Source organism: Nostoc sp. FACHB-892 (assembly GCF_014698795.1).
GTDB lineage: Bacteria > Cyanobacteriota > Cyanobacteriia > Cyanobacteriales > Nostocaceae > Nostoc.
Genome location: NZ_JACJTR010000016.1, coordinates 67,768 through 88,064, shown reverse-complemented (window position 1 = coordinate 88,064; position 20,297 = coordinate 67,768). Strand labels below are relative to the sequence as shown.

The window sequence follows — 20,297 nt, the reverse complement described above, 5'->3', positions numbered from 1 at the left end:
TTAATAACTTTCTGTTATTGCTCCTAGTGCCAAAAGTGATGATCGCACAGATTCCGTCAAACCAACGGCTCCTGTAATATTCATGCCTTCATAGGGTCTAGGAGTTCTGAGAATTTTCAAACATTCACCTGTTTCGATATTCCATAAGCGGATGGTTTGGTCTTCACTGCTGCTGGCAATAATCGGACTTTTAAGCGGAGAATGAATAAATGCGATCGCAAAAACCCATCTTGTATGACCTGTGAGTATTCTCAAGCACTCCCCAGTTTTCATATCCCAAATTCTCACGGTTTGGTCGGTTCCTCCACTTGCCAGTACACAACCATCGGGGCTGACAACACTAATTACAGCGCGAGTATGTCCTTCAAAGGTTCTCAGACATTGGCAAGTCTCGAAATCCCAAATTTTGATAGTTGCATCTTCACTGCTACTCACTAAAGTTTGCCCATCTGGAGTGAATTTAGCTGACCAAACTCCGTTCGTATGTCCACGAAAAGTTTTCAAGCATTCTCCTGTAACTACATCCCAAGCCCGAATTAGGGCATCTGCACAGCAACTAATTAGCATTTTGCCATCAGGACTATAGACAAGTGAGGAGACAATATTGGTGTGATTACACAACACACTTAGACATTCCCCAGTTTTGACATCCCAAATCCGTACCTGTTTGTCGCTACCACCACTGGCTAGAGTCTTTCCGTCTGGACTAAAGGTGACTGAAAGCAGCCAGTTCATGTGACTCCGTAAGATTTGCAAACATTCTCCTGTCTCTACGTCCCAAATTCTCACCGTTTCATCAGCACCAGCACTAGCAATAGTTTTACCTTGAGGATGGAAAGCCACAGTTCGTATCCAATTAGTATGACCAGTCAAGGTTTTAATGCACTTACCAGTTTGAATATCCCATAGTTTAACTGTTTGGTCTTCACCACTAGCTAAGATTTGATTGTTAGAGAAATCGTTAAGTGGAGAGGTAGCTAATGCCCACACACCGCTACCATGTCCGCGAAACGTTCTGAAACACTTTCCTGTGCGAATATCCCAGAATTTAACAGTTTGGTTGTCATCACTGGCAATCAAGGTTTGTCCATCTGGACTAAATGTTAATGAGCGAACAGTGTGGGTATGTCCTTGCAATGTTTTCAAACATTCTCCAGTGTGAATATCCCAAAAGCGAATTGTTGTGTCACCACTACCACTAGCTATTGTTTTACCATCGGCGCTACAAGCCACACACCAGACATGGGCTGTATGACCGTGGAGAGTATATAAACACTCCATTACTTCTAGATTCCAAATCCTAATGGTGTAATCAGCGCTACCGCTTACCAGTATTTTCTGATCTACGCTAAATGCTACAGACCAAACAATACCCGTGTGCCCTTGCAGGGTTTTTCGGCACTCTCCTGTATTGACATCCCAAATTTTGATAGTATGGTCAGCGCTGCCACTAGCTAAAGTTTGACCATTTTTACTCAGAGCGATCGCCCAGATCCAATCTGTGTGTCCTTCAAGACTTTTCAGACATTCCCCTGTCTGGATATCCCATAATTTTACCATTTGATCCATACCACCACTGGCAAGGACTGAATAGTTTTGTTGCCGAGCCTGAGCTACAGACCAAACAAAGCCTTTGTGCATACTGCTGAATACTTGTAAGCATCGACCTGTGAGATCCCATTGTTTAACAGTTTGGTCATCACTGCCACTAAATAAGGTTTGACCGTCACTACTAAACACAATGGAACGTACCCAACCTGCGTGTGCTTCCCAGGTTATGCGTTGCTGTCCGTCTGTTGTTTGCCACAAAGAGATTTTACCGAGGGTATCTCCAATTGCCAGAAGACTGCTATCTGGACTAACTGACAGTGTAAAAGTATAGCTGAGATTTGCAGTAAAGGTAGATTTAGTTAAATCTGAGTAGGCAAAGTTGGTTTGGTGTAAGTTTACACCTTTTAAATCAGCTTGCCAAATCGTCAAACTAGAAAAGTTGCGATCGCTTAAATCTACTTGCAGCTGATGAAGTAAATTAATCGTGTTTCCACCCACATAACCAGCATCCATTGGTTTTTTGCCACGAAGTGATGCCAGAATTTTCATCAGTTGAGCTTCAATCCGATTTGCAGTTCCAAACAAAGAAAGCAACTTTTTAATTACAGGGTGGAGAATTAGATAAATTTGAATTTCTTTGATATAGTCTTTCGCCGTCGCTTTCATCAGTGCATGGCTTTTGAAGAGAGAAATATTTTGAGTTTCGATTTCAACACAAACCTCTTGAATCAAACGACTGGTAATGTATTCCATCAACACAGGCTGTAGTGTGAATAAAGCACTACCTTTCTCAATCAGGCTGCGCCTTTCTAAAGCTGACAATGCTTCTAGGAGTTGAGAAGATGCAATCAAGGGTAATAAATCAGCCTGTATTTCGGCAAAACTTACAGGTTCGCGGTTGATTGCCAACCAGTACATGACTGATTTTTCTAAAACTGATAAACGTTGAAACTGTTGTTCTAGCAAATCTTGAATATCGCCGAAGACAACAGTGCCTTGAGCAAGAAAATTAGTAATATTACTATCAAATAAATCCCGGATGGTGGTTGCTACAATCTTCAGCGCCAGTGGATTACCTGCATAGGATTGAATTAGAGTTTGCCATTCATCAACCGATCCAATAAAGCTACCTTTGCAGCTAAAAATTGCTTGTCCATCAGCGATTGATAAACCAGATAATTGCAGAGTTCTAACAGGTAACTTTTCGCCCTCAAGTACCGCTACCTCTTTAGGCTTTTCTCTACTCGTCAGCACTAAACAGCTTTGATGGCGAAACTCACCAATTCGCTTAAAAAGCTCACCATACCCTTCGTAACCAGAGCGATATTGACCTGTTCGACCCTCATTGCTGGTTAAGATTGTCTCTGCATTATCGAGAATTAGCAGACAGCGATGTTCTTGGAGATAGGTAAGCAGCCGAGAAATGCGATCGCTGACAGATTCGGGTAAATCTCCCTGCTGTTGGTGAGAGAGAACTTGAATCAAGCTAGTGAGTAGCGCTTCAATAGTAGGGGCGTTATAGAGCGATCGCCAAATTACATACTCAAAGTTTCCCTGAATTTTCTCCCCCAACTTCACAGATAAAGAAGTTTTACCAATCCCCCCAATCCCCAATAGTGCCACTAACCGACAATGATCTTGGATAATCCACTGCTCTAAGGTGGCAATTTCTTGGAAACGTCCGTAAAAAATAGAAACGTCGAGCGCTTCACCCCAGTCTTGATAGGTTTTTGCTGGATTATCAGACTTGATTTCTCCAGTATTCTTTTGACGAGAACACCATCTTCTCAAAGACGAATGGAGGTTATCTTTAGTAACTTTCTCACCCATCGCCTTGGAAAGCATTTTCCAAAGTCGAAAGCCAACAATTTTGATGTAGTCGGCATCATAACCAAACTTTTCAGCAATCTCTGGATATGTTTTCTGTTCCCATGACTGTCGAAAAATAATTTCTTGCAAGTCATTTAGAGATGTCTTTTCCAGAATGATTTCAACAATGGCTAAGGCTTCTTCGACGGTCATTTGCCCAGAGGTTGCTTACTAAAGTTAACTTCAACTTGTAACTTTCAATAACTATTAGTTACTGCAAAGATTCAGCAACTTTTTTAAGATGCTATCAGTTGTTGATTCCCAACGAACAACAACTTTAAATCATCAACAAAATCATTGAAATTATTCTAAACTATGACTACTACCTTACAAAGACGCTCTAGCGCCAATGTCTGGGAGCAATTCTGTGAGTGGATTACAAGCACCGATAATCGTCTATACATCGGTTGGTTTGGTGTTCTGATGATTCCCACCCTGCTAACAGCTACCACCTGCTTCATCATCGCCTTTATTGCTGCGCCCCCCGTAGATATTGATGGTATCCGCGAGCCTGTTGCTGGTTCTTTAATTTATGGCAACAATATTATCTCTGGTGCGGTTGTTCCTTCTTCAAATGCGATCGGTTTACACTTCTACCCGATTTGGGAAGCAGCTTCCCTGGATGAGTGGCTTTATAACGGTGGGCCTTACCAGCTAGTAATTTTCCACTTTTTAATAGGTTGCGCTTGCTACATGGGACGGCAATGGGAGTTGAGCTACCGCTTGGGAATGCGCCCTTGGATCTGTGTAGCTTACAGCGCACCTTTAGCTTCTGCTACCGCAGTATTCTTGATTTACCCCATCGGTCAAGGCTCCTTTTCTGATGGCATGCCTTTGGGTATCTCTGGAACATTCAACTTCATGTTGGTGTTTCAAGCTGAACATAATATATTAATGCACCCTTTCCATCAGTTAGGAGTTGTGGGTGTATTTGGCGGTGCTTTAATTTCCGCAATGCACGGTTCTTTGGTGACCTCTTCTTTGGTGCGCGAAACCACAGAAAATGAATCTGCAAACTACGGTTACAAATTTGGTCAAGAACAAGAAACGTACAACATTGTTGCTGCTCATGGTTATTTGGGACGGCTATTCTGGCAATATGTCAGCTTCCAAAATTCTCGATCGCTGCACTTTGTCTTAGCAGCTTTGCCTGTGATTGGTATCTGGTTTACTGCTTTGGGTATCAGCACAATGGCATTTAACCTCAACGGATTCAACTTCAACCAGTCTGTCATTGATGCTCAAGGGCACGTAATTAACACTTGGGCAGATGTGATTAACCGTGCCAATTTAGGTATGGAAGTGATGCATGAGCGTAATGCTCACAACTTCCCTCTAGATTTGGCTGCTGGCGCTGCTTCACCGGCAGCTTTAACTGCCCCTGCTATCCAGGGCTAAGGTTTAACTGTCATTTTTTATAAGTGCTTACCCCGGCTTACTTTGTTGAAGCCGGGTTTTCTAACGTCTCCCTATCTGGGAGAGAGACTTTGAAATTAGCTCCCCTTCTCTCACTTTTTTATCGTGAATTCGATAAACCTCTCCCTGCCTTGAACTAAAGTTCAAGCCTGTCCCTCTCCGAGTCGGAGAGGGATGGTTTTACGTAGTAAAACCAGGGAGAGGTCTTTTTATCTTTCCACTTCATCTACTTCCTTGGGAACTCCCGCAGTTAACACCTCATGTCCATTAGATGTAACTAACACATCATCCTCAATGCGAATACCAATACCAACCCATCGAGGATCAGTCTCTGGTTGGTCTTCTGCTAGTTTGGTGTCAGGCACAATATATAGTCCTGGTTCCACTGTCAAAATTTGGCCTGGTTGCAAAATCTGCGGTTTGTCTTCACCGTGCTGATAAACACCCACATCGTGGACATCCAAACCTAACCAATGACTGGTGCGGTGCATATAATATGGCTTATATTTCTCTTCTTCAATTAACTTATCAATTTCACCTTTGAGGATGCCAAGTTCAACTAAACCTTCCGTGAGAACGCGCACTGCTGTATCATGAACTAATTTGAACGGATTACCTGGTTGCACTTGAGCGATCGCTTGTTTTTGTGCTTCTAATACAATCTCATACAGTGTCTTTTGTTCTGGCGTAAATTTACCCCCCACAGGAAATGTCCGCGTAATATCCGAGTTGTAATAACCGTAAGCACAGCCGGCATCAATTAGCAGTAATTCTCCATCCTGCATTTGACGATTATTTTCAATGTAGTGGAGTACGCAAGCATTCACACCGGAAGCCACAATCGAAGGATAAGCTGGCCCCATTCCACCCCGGACTCGAAAGATACGTTCCATCTCCGCCTGTATTTCGTACTCATAACATCCGGGTGCGGCGATTTCTTGGGCGTAATTGTGGGCTTCAGTGGCGATCGCAACTGCTTGACGCATCAACCCCAACTCAGGTTCACTTTTGATTAGTCTCATGCTGTTGAGGACAGGGCCAGTATCTTCAATAGCGATCGGTCCAGTACCGCGTTTAGGATAAGTCCGCAGTAAGCTTTGGTAATGTCCCAGGATTTGGTCATTGAAGGCGCGATCGCGTCCTAAGTGATAGTAAATGCGGCTAGCTTTTTCCAAATACTGCGGCAACTTTTCATCTAACTCGCTAATAGGGTAAGCTTCATCAGCACCATAAATTTCCTTCGCTGCATCTACTCCAGAAAGATAACCAGTCCATACTTCCTTTTCGCGATCCTTCGGTTGGACAAACAGCACAAACCGATGTTCTGAATGATGCGGTGCTAACACTGCTACTGCCTGTGGTTCGTTAAAACCAGTCAGGTAGAAAAAATCACTGTCTTGGCGATAAACATACTCGACATCGTTATGCATCACTGCCATTGGCGCACTGCGAAAAATGGCTGTGCCATCACCGATTTTTGCCATTAACTGCTCACGACGTTGCCGATATTCTGCTTGCATAGCTGATGTATTTATAAAAGTATTATGTTATTTTACACTTTATACAACTAGAGAATGCACAAATCATGCCTCTTAATAGTTGCCAATCTAAGTTATTCTAACCAATATTTGTTTCAACTCAAGTCGTAAATTATTGGAGAATAATCAATTTTCTTCAAAAGTTAAGATACCCTGCCTTTCAAAGAATCAAGGTATCTTATTATTCATCAATATTTTAGACTTGCTATACAAGTTACTATGTATTCACATTAGGGCTACATAGTGTAAATAGTTTCATGTAATCAAGTAAAAATTACAGGAATATGTATGTTTTAATCGAGAGTTTAAAATGTCAAAGAAAGCAGACAAGCTAACAAATTTTATCTATAAATTATATATAAAATACAAAATAATATTGGGTAATTGTTTGTATAGAGCTGAATTTTTCATAATCGTCGTTTAATGTCAACTGATATTTATCTTTAAAAAATATAGTTCTAAAAAAATATTGAAAACCTAGTAAATGTTATTTGGTTACAGAAAGAGGATTCCAAAAAACGTTAAAAAAATATGACAACCAATCATAAAAACGCACCATGTTTGGAAAGGCAAATTCCTCATCCTTATCTTTGAATACAGCTGCATGGGCAGAAGAATCTTTCAAAAAATCAGAAATTTTGACATCTTCTATTGAGAATTTAAATTCTGATTTTAGATTTGGGGGTAAAAGTTCCTCACTAACATTACAAAATGAACAGTCAACCCAGCCTATCAAAACGTCAGTAAATCCTAATCCTAATCCTTACTTAACCAGTGCAGCGATTGTTCCTGACTTTAATGCTGATGGCAAAACTGACAAACTTTGGGTTAATACTCAAACCGGTGAAATTATCGTTCGCCTGATGGATGGGACAAGAGTTATCGAACAAGGTTCCCTGGGTCAATTTGACCTAGCCGCCTATGATTACAAAATTGGCGAGTTCAACAATGATGGCAAAACCGACTTCTTATTACGCAATAAGACAACCGGTGAGAATAGCATTGTCCTCATGGATGGTACAAGAGTTGCTAATGCAGCTTCTCTAACTAGCGTTGATGCAGCCTGGAATTCTCAGATTGGCGATTTCAACGGCGATCGCAAAACCGATATCTTCTGGCATAATGCTCAAACTGGTGAGAATGCTATTTGGGAGATGGATGGCACAACGGTTGTCACTGCAACTGTTCTAGACACCACAGACGTAGCACTAACTCCTACCATTGTTGATTTCGACGGTAATGGCAGAAGTGATATCTTCTGGCGCAATCAGACAACTGGCGATAACAGCGTTTGGTTTATGGATGGTACGCAAAAGAGTGAATTTGCGTTGCAATCACAAGACGCAGCCTGGACTTATACCGTTGGCGATTTCAACGGCGATTTAAGCACAGACCTGCTGTGGAGAAACGCCGAAACAGGTGAAAACAAGATTTGGACGATGAATGGTATCTTAGTCACAGAAGGTGCTTTGGGTACACTTGACTCATCTTGGACTTCAAGCATTGGTGATTTCAACGGTGATGGCAAGACTGATATCTTCTGGCGCAATGGAACCACAGGTGCAAACACCGCTTGGTTGATGAATGGTACAACAGTTGCTACTGAAGCTTTTTTACCGGCTAATAACGCGGCTCTGACAGCATCCCTTGGCGATTACAACGGCGATGGCAAGACCGATATCTACTGGCGCGATCAGACAGGAAGTGCAGACAACATTTGGACTATAAATGAGACAACAGCTGTTGAAACTCCTATCAGCGAAGCAGATAAGCTTGGCCCAGAGTGGTATACATTTTAAAAGCTAGGAGTTAGGAGTTAGGAATTGTCTCTCCTCATCTCCCCCTGCTCCCCCTGCTCCCTCATCCTCTCATCCCCTGCTTCTCAGAACTTGTAAGTCAAAACCTGAATTTCGCTATTTTCCGGTAATTTACCAGGGTTAATGGACATACTATCTCCATTACTACGCCGCACTGTCATACCTTGCATCAAGGTCAAAAAATCATCCAGTGGCGAAATATCGCACGCAGCAGCATCAGCGGCCTGTGTGCGGTAATGGGTTGGAATCACCAACTTAGGATTTAAGATTTGAACAGCCTGCTTTGCTTCTTGAGCATTGTAGGCTTTTGCACTGCCTCCCACTGGAATGAATGCTACATCTGGCCGCCCCATCAAGATTTTTTGCTCAATGGAAATGGGTGCAGCGGCTCCGCCTAAGTGGAGGATATTAACTCCGCCTTGCTGCCAACTCCAAGCAGTATTTGAACCAAACTGTCTACCACCTTTGCGATCGTGGTCTATGGCAATTCCTTGAAACTTAATGCTCTTGAACTCGTAAACTCCTGGTTCGTAGATGAGTTTTGCATTTCCCGGTAGTACGTCCACAGCACCTTCATCCAGCAGTTGACTGCTAATCAGTACCAAATCTGCTGCAACTTTTGGTGGACGATACCCAGCAGTACAGCCGACCGACCGAAATGGATTGACGAGGATTTTCGTACCGCCACCAGTAAAAAGAAAGCAAGTATGACCCAACCACTGAACTGATAAACCGCTAGATTGTGCGTCAGCTTGAGATTCAGAACCCAAGGTAGTAACCAAAGCTGTGACCAAACCCGCCCCAGCATAGCCCATCAACTGTCGTCGTTTCATTAATTATGCTCTCGACTGTAACTGTTCCAGAAAATTTCGCAATAACTGTTTTCCTGAAGATGTCAGGACACTCTCTGGGTGAAATTGGACGCCCTGAATGTGAGGATAGTTCCGGTGTCGCACTCCCATGATGGTGTTATCATCAACCCAAGCGGTGATTTCTAACACATCTGGGCAAGTCTCACGTTCGATTACCAAACTATGATACCTGGTAGCGGTTAGAGGATTTTCTAATCCCCGGAACACCCCCACCCCAGTGTGAGACACCTGAGAGGTTTTGCCATGCATTAACTCTGGAGCAGAAATTATTTTACCACCGAATACTTGACCAATGCTTTGATGTCCCAAACAGACACCCAAAATTGGCAACTCTTGGCCTAGCTGTTTAATCAATTCTAGGGAAATGCCGGCATCTTCCGGGCGACCTGGGCCAGGAGAAATAACCACAGCTTCCGGCTTTAATGCCCGAATCTCATCTATGGATATCTTGTCGTTACGAAAAACTTTAATATCATCTGCTACTGGGAATTCTGCTGCTAATTCTCCCAGATATTGCACTAAATTATATGTAAAACTGTCGTAATTATCGATAACTATAATCAAAGCCTATCACTCCTGGTTTTTACCACTCATCAGTTGCAACAAAGCATAGACAGATATCCCATGCTATTTGTTCGCTAGGTGTAAAAATAAAGCTGGCATGGATGCCTAAAGATTACCAAGTAACCCTTCACCGAGGATGTTTAGCACGTTGGCGTAGCCCGTGGTAGACATCGCATTAGTTGAATTTTGAGTTGTTTTATAATGTGTTCTCTAGGGGATCGGACAGAGTGTGATTCTCTTATGGAGTCACTTAGCAATTGCAAACCACCTCTACAAAGCCGATATAATTAACTTTACCAGAGGAGGGAGCATCAGCGTACTAGCTACCAGCACCGCTACCAAAGCAGAGACAAGAACTGCACCAGCCGCACAATCTTTAGCAATTTTAGCCAAATCATGGTATGTCTGCTTAACGGTTAAGTCCACAAGAGACTCGATCGCTGTATTGAGTAACTCTAATGCCAAAACTAAACCACTAGTTACGCCAATTACCGCTATTTCCACGGCTTGCAGATGCAAAAAAACGCTTAAAGCGATCGCCATTGCACAAACACTTACGTGGATGCGAAAATTACGTTGAGTTTGAAAACTATAGCTGATTCCAGCCCAGGCATATTTAAAACTAACAAATAAATTAGAGGCTACTTTCCAGGAGAATTCCCGTTCGTTAGACACCAGTGTTTGTAACGAGGTAGGCGTTGGTGATGGAGAAATTTTTTGGGACATAGACTTAAAAACACAAGAATAGAGTTGCTACAGTGGGAATATTCGCCGATCTTAATGGCGAAATTAACTTTGAGGCAATCTTTAAGCAATTTTCCACAGAAGTATTATAAAAGTATTACCAAAAATTAACACTATAGGTATACACAAACTCTTGCTATTCTATGTCAATAGAAATACCTATTATGTTCAGCAATCTCACTTGCTGTTCTAACATTCGCCCCAAACTTTCTTCATCAGGATGATCCCAGCCCAACAGGTGCAATAAACCATGACTAGCTAACCAAGCTAGCTCAGTTGGTAAACTATGTTCCTGCTGTTGAGCTTGACGTTGTGCTGTATCTACAGACACGATGATATCACCTAAGTATAATGGTATAGAAGCAAGCATTTCTTTACTTTGAGGAAAATCCACCTCCAAAGCAGCAAAGGCTAAAACGTCTGTAGGCTTATTTTGTTGACGATACTGGGCATTCAGTTCTTGAATTTGCGCGTCATTTGTCAAACGCAGCCCTATTTCATAACTTGGCGCTGGCGGAATCTGAGGGTGAAGTATTTCCAACCAGCGATTAAACCAATTTTCCCAAGTTTCAGTAGGAATTCGGGGATCAGTGTCCCCAATTTTTACAGATATTGTCGGGGACAACTCGTAAAAATCATCCTCCACATATAGTTCAACGCTCAGGGGCACACAGTCTCCTAATCTGAGGTTTACGGTTTTTCGCTAAGGCTGTCCTTTGTCATTGGTCATCTGTCCTTTTAAATATAATTAATGACTAATGACTAATTTAGTGAGTTAGGTAAGCAAGACCAACAAGGAGAGCTAAAAGCCCTACGGCAGTCAATCCAAAATGCTTCAGGGAAGTTGCACCCTTACGCACCATGTTTCGCATGGCGAGTTTTACGTAGCTAGGTTGAGGTTCTGTTGAAGGGGAGTTACTCATAGTTATTTATCCACAGACTCTTTTATAACTGTAACAGTTGGTCTGGGATAGAGTGGCGATTGCCTGTATATTACTAAGGAATTTCTCTGAAAGCGACCAAATAAGAGATAATGCTACGCCTACGCGCCAATCTGAAAATCCTCAAAATAACAAGTGCTAAGTAATATTAAAAATAATTACTTAGCACTTGTAAATAATTCAAAATTATGCACTAGCACTTTCTACTAGTTTATTCTCTTGGCGCAGATAAGCTTGGATGAATGTATCAAGTTCGCCATTCATCACATCGCCAATCGCTGTTGTTTCTGTATTTGTACGCAAATCCTTCACCATCTGGTAAGGGTGAAACACATAGTTACGGATTTGGTTTCCCCAGGAGGCTTCCACCATATCGCCACGAATTTCGGCAATTTCTTGGGCGCGTTGCTCCTTGGCGATGACCAACAGCTTTGCTTTGAGGCGATTTAGGGCTTTTTCTTTATTTTGCAGTTGTGATCGCTCTTCTGTACAGCGCACGGCAAGACCAGTGGGAAGGTGAACAATCCGCACCGCAGTTTCTACTTTGTTGACGTTTTGCCCGCCTTTACCACCAGAGCGAGTTGTGGTGATTTCCAAATCTTTATCTGGAATATCCAATTGCACAGAGTTATCAATCTGTGGCATCACTTCCACCCCTGCAAAACTGGTTTGTCGCTTGCCGTTGGCATTAAAAGGTGAAATCCGCACTAAGCGATGTGTACCCATTTCCGATCGCAAGTAACCATAAGCATAGCGACCAGTAATTTCTAAGGTTGCCGATTTAATTCCGGCTTCATCACCCTCCGACTCTTCAGCTAAAGTTACCTTATAGCCATGAGCTTCGCCCCAACGGGTGTACATCCGCATCAGCATAAATGCCCAGTCTTGAGCATCTGTGCCACCAGCACCAGCACTAATCGTCAGTACAGCACCTTCTGCATCATAGGGGCCGGAAAGTAACTGTTGTAACTCCCACTGATCCAGGTCACGATTCAGTTTAGTGATCGTAGATTCTGCTTCTTGGAGTAGTGCCTCATCAGTTTCTAACTCCAACAATTCAACAACAGCCTTAGTATCTTCTAGGTTGGCGTGCCAGCGATCGTATTGCTGGAGGTGGGCTTTCAGGTCGTTGAGTTCTTGCAGGGTTTGTTGGGCCTGGGTTTGGTCATTCCAGAATTCTGGCTGTGCTGATATTTTTTCGAGGTCTTGAATTTTGGCTGTCAGTGCAGGTACGTCAAAGATAGTCCTGGGTTTTACCCAGGCGGCCAGACAACGTTTCGATTTCGCGTTTGAGTTCTAAAACTTCCATAGTGCTTACTGAATGATAGATAGAGCGCTAGTAGTGGAAAATTGCTCTTTATTCTACTTATGTTTCTTGATTTTAGCTGTAGTTGGGCAAATTTTCTCCGCACTACTTATTATAAGTTACAAAAGTTACTTGAAATTATCAAGCGCTTCTTGGGTCACTGAAGTAGTGTGATTTAGCTGTTGCAGATAGGCTTTGATAAAAAAATCAATTTTACCGTCTAATACCTCTCTGGCAGCAAGTGTTTCTACATTGGTACGTAAATCTTTCACCTTGGTGTAAGGATGCAAGATATATTCACGAATGAGCTTGTTGGATAGAGATTTTATCTGTCGGGGTTGAATTTTGTCAATCTGGACACCTTGGGCTAGTGCGTAGGCGTAGCCAGCCGTAGGCATCGCAAACAGTTTACTCTTGAGAATAGCTAAGGCTTTATCTTTGTTTTGCATCAGACTACGCTGTTGGTTACAAAATACACTAATCCCGGTAGGAATGTGAAACACCCGTACCCATGTTTCTGGGCGGTTGACACTCCCCCGATGGCGATGCCAAGTAATTTCTAAATGCTTCTCTGGAATCTCCCACTCAACGGACTCACCCAATATTGGAATAACTTCTACACTAGCCAAACTCGTCCGCAAGCTGTTAGTAACATCGAAGGGCGATATCTGTTGTAATTGATGTGTGCCTGTTTCTGATTTGAGGTAGCCGTATGCATAACGTGTTGTAATTTCTAAGGTTGCATACTTAATTCCGGCTTCATTTACCTCAGAAATCTCTACTACATCCAATGGATAATTGTGGCTTTTTCCCCAACGACAGTACATTTGCAGCAACATATATGCCCAGTATTGAGCATCTGCATTATCAACCTCAGCAGTAATAGTCAGAAATGCACCTTTTTTGTCTTCGGGGTCAGACAATAATTGTCGTATTTCTGCTGTTTCGAGTTCTTGTTGGAGTTGGGTAAGGTTGCTTTGCACCTCTTGCCACAATTGCTCATCGGCTGATGATTCCAACAATTCCAACGCAGCTTTGATATCTTCTAGAATCGAACACCAGCGCTGATATTGCTGATGCTTGTAGAATATCGAGTATTCAATTTCTTGAAGTACTTCATAAGCAGGGGTTGGATTATTCCAAAAGTCCGGTTGAGCAATTACTTGATCTAAATATTGAATTTTTGCAGTCAAATATTGGAGGTCAAAGACAGTCCTCAGCCTTACCCAAGATATTAGACAAATTTTCTACTTCAATTTTAATATTTAAGAGTTCAGGCATAGTTTTGCTCATTTGAGGCTTAACTTAATATTCTACTATTAAAACGATGAAAAAACCGTGGTTGCCAAAAATTTAACCACGGTTTTTACTTTATAAAACTCTACTTGTGTTAGTGCCTACAGACAATTAATCGCGGCCATTGATGGCAATTAACAACCGCAAGATAAAGACAAACAAGTTGATGTAAGTAAGGTACATCGACAAAGCAGCAGGTAAATATTGGTCATCGCTGTAAGTGCGGGGCAAGATGTAGAAATCGACAACAGAAACCCCAACAAACAGGAATACTCCTAAACCGGAGATGGCAATTTCTAACCAATTTGGCGTGTAAACACCAAACATGGCAAAGCCGAATTGGGCAAGGCACACAACTACCAAGGCGATAACGCCAAGATTGATGGTTTTCGTCAAAGCCATGCCATCTTGTTCAGAAAGATTTGAACCAATTTGACGGGCAGCAATAAAGGTGACACCACAACCAAGGGCAGCCAACCCAATGCCTTGAATGCCAACACCTTGGGATCTCAAAGCGACAAATACCAAGCCACTGAGAGTATATCCAGACAAAAGGCTGTAGGTTGCCAACAGTGGTAGTGCAAGCCCCTTATTACCTTTTTGGGCAACATTTTGGGCAACAAAGAACAAAATTAACTCTACAATCACCGCACCAATGAAGGTGGGAAAGAATATTTCGGGGTTACTACGGATAACTCCCAAACCGCCGTACGTTCCTAATGCCGTTAGCACCAAACCACCACCGACGTAGGGGAGGGCGTTGGCAATGACGTTAGGACCAACAAGGGCGTGAGATTTAGCCTCACGGATAGCTTCACGAAAATTACTGGTATTGCTCATATTGAAAAACTGTTTTTTAGGAAAACGTTGTGCTTATTCCTATTGTTACCAATCTTTGAGGTTAACAGCCAACGATTTAATATTGTTGCAAAATCTGAAACGTGGCTTTGTTGCTAAAAATCAGAATCTTTCGATTTCTCACCTTTATGAATGAGGGTGTGTACTAAGAGATAAAATTGCCCAGCCTCTTCCGCAATCAATTCAGTACGGATGCACGTTGCGCTCAGTATGAAATATGGCTATTAGGTCAGTGATGCATTTTTCAGCATAAATAGCTAGTTTTTGTTGCAAAAGCTAAAGATTATGTGCCATTCAAAATTTATCTAAAAAACAAACATAATCTGCAACCGAAAGAGTAGCAAAATCATGCGTACAAATACTGAATTGCGGAGTGCGACCCCTTACAAGTTCAGTGAAACGACGATGGCTTATTCAGCCCCAACTAAGGAAAATAATGACAGCTTAAAAGAAAATATACGCAACTCCATTTTCCCAGGAATAGGAGTCACAACAAAGGAATGTATATGGCAACAAGTGAGTCCTCTTTACGAACTGATGGTATAGAATTATTACACTTGTACCACCAGAATCCATCTATTAAACTTCGTAATAAACTTGTACAGTTACATACTGGCTTAGTACGGAAGATGGCTCATAAGTTCAGCCATCAATGTAATGAACCTTATGAAGATTTAGAACAAATCGGTTATTTTGGATTGATTAGGGCAATTGAACGCTTCGATCCTAGCCAAGGATATGCTTTTAGTTCCTTTGCTGTACCATATATTCGCGGTGAGATGCTGCACTTTTTGCGCGATCGCAGTACTCTATTAAAAATTCCCCGTCGTTGGCAAGAATTATATAATGAAGGGCAAAAGATTCGCAAGGACTTGGCAATGTCTTTAGGTCGTCAGCCCAAAGATGCTGAAATTGCTAGCCACCTGCGGGTATCTGTGCAAGAATGGCAAGAAACTAAGTTGGCTGCTCAAAATCGGATGCCTTTAAGTTTAGATGCAACCGCAGTTAATTATGTTGATTGCCAAATAACTTTGGGTGAAGCACTTCCTTGCCCTCGTTCTCATGTACTTCTGCAACAAGAAGAAGAACGCCAACAACTGCAAGGTGCAATCAATATGTTGGAAGAAAAGCCCCGCATGGCAGTTGAAATGGTATTTTTGAAGGAACTTTCTCGCAAGGATGCTGCTAAAAACATTGGTACTAGTCCAATGACAGTAACGCGGTATCTGCAAAAGGGAATCCAAGATTTAATTTGCTATTTGCAACCACAGGTAATGCCCACTGGATCGTAGTCATTGGTCAGTGGTTAGTAGAAAAGCAACTGACCAATGACAAATGACTAATTACCGAGATTTTAAATCAGCGATCGCACCTTTGGTCATAGCAGCAATAGCTTGATCTGTTGCTTTTGGCAAATGATAATATTTACCGCCTGCTGTTTGCGATAATTCTTTAGCAAAGCCAGTAGACACAAATTTACTTTCTGTATCAATTACTAATAGTTGCATCCCCAAAGCACGGATTCTGGCAGCAATTTCTAATAATTCTCCTTTAATATCTGGCTTTTCTCCTGGTTCTAGCTGTTCACCTAAAGAACGCGCTAAGGGAATATTACCCCGTCCATCGGTGATTGCTACAAGGACAACTTGCCCAATATCTCCACTCATCTGAGCATTTAAGCCGACGCGCACAGCTTGAGTTAAACCATGCGCTAAGGGCGAACCCCCACCACAGGGCAACCTTTCCAAACGGTTACGCGCTAAAGCAATAGAACGTGTTGGAGGCAATAATACCTCTGCCTGTTCTCCCCGGAAGGGAATTAATGCTATTTGGTCACGGTTTTGATAAGCTTCTGTCAAGAGTTGCATCACTGCACCTTTAGCCGATTGCATTCGATTCAAGGCCATTGAGCCAGAAGCATCTACTACAAATACTACCAACGCCCCGGCTTTACGTACCAGGCGTTTCGAGCGAATATCTGGCTGTTCGACAATAACTTTTCTATCTGGTTGTCTTTCTCTTCGTGCTTTTTGATAAGGAGCAGCTGCTCTTAGTGTTGCATCTACTGCAATGCGTCGCGCTTTTCCTTTGGGCAACATCGGCTTAATGTAGCGTCCCCTGTCATCGGAGAATATGACGCTGCGACTACCAGATTTACCTTGCCGCTTCGCCATTTGAGTAAAATACAGCACGTTGTCATCAAGGATTACCCCTTCTGGATCAAAGATAAATTCTTCCGGGATGTCGGGAGGTTCTTGCTCTTGATTTTCTTGCTGTTCTTCTTGTTCCTCTTGTTCCTCTTCTGATTCGTCCTGGGATTCTTCTTGATTCTGTTGTGGTGGGGGTGGAGGCGGTGGCGGTGCTTGTTCGGGTGGCGGTGTCTGCACAACTGTGGCGCGTGGTACAATCACCAATTCCACAGCACGGCGTAAATCTTCGGCATTAACTGTTGTTCGTCCCTCTAAAGCCGCAGCAGCTTTGGCAACGCGCGCGGCGAATAACTCGGCGCGATGTCCCTGAACTCCACCGCGAATGGCTTCATCGACTAAGTAGGCAATTTGTTCATGGGTGATGATTACTTCTTTCAACCATTCCCGCGCCAGAATGATTTGGGTTTTGAGGGAGTCTAAGTCTTCGTTGTACTGCTGAAGAAAGTCTTGGGGAGATTTAGAATAAGCGATCGCTTGTTCTACTGCTTCTACTCTTTGATCTAAGCCGAGTACACCGTCAGCAGACAGTGCGATCGCAATTCTATCTAATAAATGCTCCCGTAATCCGCCTTCTTCTGGATTGTAGGTGGCAATAAATAGGGATTTGCACGGATGCTGAAAACTAATCCCTTCTCGTTCAATCTGGTTGCGTCCCTCAGATAATACTGTTAAAAGTTGATTTGATATTTGGTCATCTAATAAATTAATTTCATCTACGTACAGTACACCCCGGTTTGCTGTAGCGAGTAATCCAGGCTGAAAAATGGTATCACCTTGTTTTACTGACTTTTCAACATCTACCGAACCTAATAGTCGGTCTTCAGTGATACCTAGAGGAATTTGCAAAAAAGGCGCGGGAATAATTTCAACGGGCACATCTTGAATATCTTTGTCTGCGTACTCCACTAACAATTGATCATCCCATTCTTCTGGATGGTTGGGATCACAATTACTGATTGAGCCTTTGACAACTTCAATGGGCGGTAGTAGAGCATGAATAGCACGAGCCATTACTGATTTTGCCGTACCGCGACGACCTGCGATCGCTACTCCTCCCAAACCAGGATCAACGGCTGCTAACAGCAAGGCTAATTTAATTGCTTCTTGACCGACTACAGCTGTCAAGGGAAAGGCAGTGATCGTGGGGTTGATAGTAGGCGCAGGCATTGTTTGCTTTCATAGCGAGTCTCGGCCTTTAGCATACCAATTTCTGACGCATTTAGAATAAGTATTATGTATGGCAAAGAGAGAAAGGTAAGGTTATGAGTATTGCTCAGGCTAAACGCTTCACACTGGATGAATATCACAGGCTTGGAGAATTGGGCTTTTTCCATGAAGATGACCATATTGAATTAATCAACGGGGAAATTATTGAAATGGCATTCAAAGGGAAAGCTCATGAAACTTGTTTAAGAAAACTGTGGAAGGAACTCCCCAAAATACTGGGAGACAAGGCTACTTTGCAATCTCAAGCCCCGATTGCTTTGCCACCTAACAGCGAACCTGAGCCAGATTTTGCGATTGTTCAAAACCGTGCTGATGATTATCTATCGGCTCACCCTAAACCGACTGATGTGTTATTGGTAATGGAGGTTGCAGATTCTTCTTTGGGCTATGACCAAGACGTTAAAATACCTCTCTATGCTAAAGGAGGTATTACTGATTATTGGATATTCAATTTATTCGATAATTATTTGGAAGCTTACAGTGAACCATATCAGGATAATCAAGGCAGATATGGTTATTCAAATAAGCGAATTTTCCTGTCAGATGAGATAATAACTTTTCCCTGCTTCCCTGATTTATCTCTTGATTTAGCTAGGGTGTTTCCGCCAAAGCTGAATTTTTAAACTTTGTTATAGAATTCAGTCATAAGACAAAGGATTAAGTTTTATGGCTTATAGTGATTTTAAACTTATTGAAGTTATTGATTCTTTTGGGTTAGTGATCCACGAATCATCTGGACTATTCGCAAATGTGCAGGAGCAAGAATGTAGTGATTTATTATCTACTATTCTTAGGGAAAATGTTGATTTAGCAGTAGCGATAAGTTCAGAAAAAGCTCGAAGTGAAATGATAATAAGTCCAATTTTATTAGAAATTAGACGCAAATTTAATTATGAAATAAGCTTTTTTTCTGGCGTGGATTTTACTGTTGATAGTCAGCGAGGATTAAACGGCTTTTGTGATTTTATTTTGAGTCTTTCTTCGGAGCAGTTGCTTGTCCGCAGCCCGATAATTGTCTTAGTAGAAAGTAAAAATGAGAATTTGAGGTCTGGTTTAGCCCAATGTATTGCCGAAATGGTAGCGGCTCAGTTATTTAACGACAGAGGTGGAAATCAAATCAAAGCTATATATGGTGCTGTTACTATTGGTACTATATGGCAATTTATGAAACTTGAAGGCAATGTAGTTTCGATTGATTTGAGTGAATATTATATTAAGGATATTAAGAAAATTTTAGGTATTTTATATGGTGCGATTCGCAATGCGATAGCTTCGCTTCACGCGCAAAATAAACCGTAAATTATTTATTCACTATCATATGATTTAACTATAAATATCAAAATGTACAAACTTCCAATATTCGAGGATGAAAAATTACTCCGTCAAGCACTTACCCACCGTTCTTATGTCAACGAACACCCAGAAGAAGGTGAACACAACGAACGTCTAGAGTTTCTTGGTGATGCTATCCTAAATTTTTTAAGTGGTGAATATCTCTATAAGCGTCATCCAGAAAGAGGAGAAGATGAATTAACTCGTCGTCGTTCTGCACTAGTAGATGAAAAGCAATTGGCAAAGTTTGCTGAGGATTTAAGACTAAATTCTAAAATGCTACTAGGGAAAGGTGCTATTCAAGATGGAGGCCGTAAAAACCGTAATTTACTAAGTAGTACCTTTGAAGCAATCATTGGTGCTTATTATGAAGATAAAAAGTTTGATATTAAACCAGTTCGTGATTTTGTAGAACCCTTCTTTGATTCTGTACATGAGAATATTACTGTGTCTCGCTCTAATGTAGACTCAAAAAATCGCTTTCAGGAATGGGTGCAAAGCAAAGGGATCACTACTCCCCCGATATATAATACAAGACAAATAGGTGGTGAACCTCACGCACCAAAGTTCCAATCTGATGTATTTGCTGTATTTGTGGATGAACAAAAAGCATTTGGAACGGGTAACGGACGCAATAAAAAAGATGCAGAAAAAGCTGCTGCTGAAGATGCGCTAGCTAAGTTGGAAAAACAAGGTTTATTGTAATAATGTTTTTTGATTTCACGCAGGGGTGTAGACAATAATTGTACATCTTGG

The 20,297-nt window shown here is 42.0% G+C and carries 17 protein-coding genes; 6 read left to right on the top strand and 11 right to left on the bottom strand.

Translation table 11 applies throughout. From position 1 onward, the window contains the following. Nucleotides 1–3,573 (bottom strand): NB-ARC domain-containing protein, encoded by a 3,573-nt coding sequence (locus H6G96_RS20925; protein ID WP_190913233.1) that lies wholly within the window; start codon nt 3,571–3,573, stop codon nt 1–3. A 162-nt stretch (nt 3,574–3,735) separates the two neighbouring features. Here H6G96_RS20925 and psbA point away from each other — a divergent pair, with 162 nt between their 5' ends. Further along, nucleotides 3,736–4,818 carry a photosystem II q(b) protein gene (gene psbA, locus H6G96_RS20920; protein ID WP_190913232.1) on the top strand — a complete coding sequence of 361 codons (1,083 nt, stop codon included), beginning with the start codon at nt 3,736–3,738 and terminating at the stop codon, nt 4,816–4,818. Between the two features lie 227 nt (nt 4,819–5,045). Here psbA and H6G96_RS20915 read toward each other — a convergent pair whose 3' ends face one another. Continuing rightward, complete coding sequence (locus tag H6G96_RS20915; protein ID WP_190913231.1) at nt 5,046–6,356, bottom strand: aminopeptidase P N-terminal domain-containing protein; 1,311 nt, start codon at nt 6,354–6,356, stop codon at nt 5,046–5,048. Between the two features lie 575 nt (nt 6,357–6,931). Between H6G96_RS20915 and H6G96_RS20910 the strand changes: the two genes are divergently transcribed. Next, a complete protein-coding gene (locus H6G96_RS20910; RefSeq protein ID WP_190913230.1) occupies nt 6,932–8,173 on the top strand; it encodes a VCBS repeat-containing protein in 1,242 nt (413 codons plus the stop codon). Nucleotides 8,174–8,256: 83 nt separating this feature from the next. Here H6G96_RS20910 and H6G96_RS20905 read toward each other — a convergent pair whose 3' ends face one another. From H6G96_RS20905 to H6G96_RS20870, 8 genes are all read right to left on the bottom strand, one after another. Beyond that, nucleotides 8,257–9,024: an MBL fold metallo-hydrolase gene (locus H6G96_RS20905; RefSeq protein ID WP_190913229.1), complete on the bottom strand. Its 768-nt coding sequence runs from the start codon at nt 9,022–9,024 to the stop codon at nt 8,257–8,259. Between the two features lie 3 nt (nt 9,025–9,027). Continuing rightward, entirely contained in the window at nt 9,028–9,627 is a 600-nt protein-coding gene (locus tag H6G96_RS20900; protein ID WP_190913228.1) for an aminodeoxychorismate/anthranilate synthase component II, read from the bottom strand. A 270-nt stretch (nt 9,628–9,897) separates the two neighbouring features. Next, nucleotides 9,898–10,353 carry a diacylglycerol kinase family protein gene (locus H6G96_RS20895; RefSeq protein WP_190913227.1) on the bottom strand — a complete coding sequence of 152 codons (456 nt, stop codon included), beginning with the start codon at nt 10,351–10,353 and terminating at the stop codon, nt 9,898–9,900. A gap of 154 nt (nt 10,354–10,507) precedes the next feature. After that, nucleotides 10,508–11,035 (bottom strand): rRNA maturation RNase YbeY, encoded by a 528-nt coding sequence (gene ybeY, locus H6G96_RS20890; protein ID WP_190913305.1) that lies wholly within the window; start codon nt 11,033–11,035, stop codon nt 10,508–10,510. Between the two features lie 103 nt (nt 11,036–11,138). Continuing rightward, complete coding sequence (locus H6G96_RS20885; protein ID WP_094329633.1) at nt 11,139–11,294, bottom strand: DUF3285 domain-containing protein; 156 nt, start codon at nt 11,292–11,294, stop codon at nt 11,139–11,141. 204 nt (nt 11,295–11,498) lie between these two features. Beyond that, a protein-coding gene (prfB, locus tag H6G96_RS20880; protein ID WP_190913226.1) for a peptide chain release factor 2 occupies nt 11,499–12,621 on the bottom strand; the annotation gives its coding sequence in 2 pieces (ribosomal slippage) (nt 11,499–12,548 and nt 12,550–12,621; 1,122 coding nt in all). Nucleotides 12,622–12,746: 125 nt separating this feature from the next. Next, a protein-coding gene (locus tag H6G96_RS20875; protein ID WP_190913225.1) for a PCRF domain-containing protein occupies nt 12,747–13,899 on the bottom strand; the annotation gives its coding sequence in 2 pieces (ribosomal slippage) (nt 12,747–13,823 and nt 13,825–13,899; 1,152 coding nt in all). A 126-nt stretch (nt 13,900–14,025) separates the two neighbouring features. Then, nucleotides 14,026–14,754 (bottom strand): Bax inhibitor-1 family protein, encoded by a 729-nt coding sequence (locus tag H6G96_RS20870; protein WP_190913224.1) that lies wholly within the window; start codon nt 14,752–14,754, stop codon nt 14,026–14,028. Between the two features lie 524 nt (nt 14,755–15,278). Between H6G96_RS20870 and H6G96_RS20865 the strand changes: the two genes are divergently transcribed. Further along, entirely contained in the window at nt 15,279–16,064 is a 786-nt protein-coding gene (locus tag H6G96_RS20865) for an RNA polymerase sigma factor SigF (protein ID WP_094329630.1), read from the top strand. A 51-nt stretch (nt 16,065–16,115) separates the two neighbouring features. Here the strand turns inward: H6G96_RS20865 and bchD are convergent, their stop codons facing one another. After that, entirely contained in the window at nt 16,116–18,149 is a 2,034-nt protein-coding gene (gene bchD, locus H6G96_RS20860) for a magnesium chelatase ATPase subunit D (protein ID WP_190913223.1), read from the bottom strand. A gap of 95 nt (nt 18,150–18,244) precedes the next feature. Between bchD and H6G96_RS20855 the strand changes: the two genes are divergently transcribed. From H6G96_RS20855 to rnc, 3 genes are read left to right on the top strand one after another with little or no spacing between them, the layout of a single operon-like run. Then, nucleotides 18,245–18,832, top strand: coding sequence for a Uma2 family endonuclease (locus H6G96_RS20855; RefSeq protein ID WP_190913222.1), 588 nt, complete (start codon nt 18,245–18,247; stop codon nt 18,830–18,832). A 43-nt stretch (nt 18,833–18,875) separates the two neighbouring features. Next, complete coding sequence (locus H6G96_RS20850) at nt 18,876–19,508, top strand: hypothetical protein (protein WP_190913221.1); 633 nt, start codon at nt 18,876–18,878, stop codon at nt 19,506–19,508. Between the two features lie 42 nt (nt 19,509–19,550). After that, a complete protein-coding gene (gene rnc / locus H6G96_RS20845; RefSeq protein WP_190913220.1) occupies nt 19,551–20,246 on the top strand; it encodes a ribonuclease III in 696 nt (231 codons plus the stop codon). Nucleotides 20,247–20,297 lie beyond the last annotated feature (51 nt).

Coding starts and splice junctions, on each gene's coding strand:
- H6G96_RS20925 (WP_190913233.1), bottom strand. CDS start 3,573: ATGACCGTCGAAGAAGCCTTAGCCATTGTTGAAATCATTCTGGAAAAG.
- psbA (WP_190913232.1), top strand. CDS start 3,736: ATGACTACTACCTTACAAAGACGCTCTAGCGCCAATGTCTGGGAGCAA.
- H6G96_RS20915 (WP_190913231.1), bottom strand. CDS start 6,356: ATGCAAGCAGAATATCGGCAACGTCGTGAGCAGTTAATGGCAAAAATC.
- H6G96_RS20910 (WP_190913230.1), top strand. CDS start 6,932: ATGTTTGGAAAGGCAAATTCCTCATCCTTATCTTTGAATACAGCTGCA.
- H6G96_RS20905 (WP_190913229.1), bottom strand. CDS start 9,024: ATGAAACGACGACAGTTGATGGGCTATGCTGGGGCGGGTTTGGTCACA.
- H6G96_RS20895 (WP_190913227.1), bottom strand. CDS start 10,353: ATGTCCCAAAAAATTTCTCCATCACCAACGCCTACCTCGTTACAAACA.
- H6G96_RS20885 (WP_094329633.1), bottom strand. CDS start 11,294: ATGAGTAACTCCCCTTCAACAGAACCTCAACCTAGCTACGTAAAACTC.
- H6G96_RS20870 (WP_190913224.1), bottom strand. CDS start 14,754: ATGAGCAATACCAGTAATTTTCGTGAAGCTATCCGTGAGGCTAAATCT.
- H6G96_RS20865 (WP_094329630.1), top strand. CDS start 15,279: ATGGCAACAAGTGAGTCCTCTTTACGAACTGATGGTATAGAATTATTA.
- bchD (WP_190913223.1), bottom strand. CDS start 18,149: ATGCCTGCGCCTACTATCAACCCCACGATCACTGCCTTTCCCTTGACA.
- H6G96_RS20855 (WP_190913222.1), top strand. CDS start 18,245: ATGAGTATTGCTCAGGCTAAACGCTTCACACTGGATGAATATCACAGG.
- H6G96_RS20850 (WP_190913221.1), top strand. CDS start 18,876: ATGGCTTATAGTGATTTTAAACTTATTGAAGTTATTGATTCTTTTGGG.
- rnc (WP_190913220.1), top strand. CDS start 19,551: ATGTACAAACTTCCAATATTCGAGGATGAAAAATTACTCCGTCAAGCA.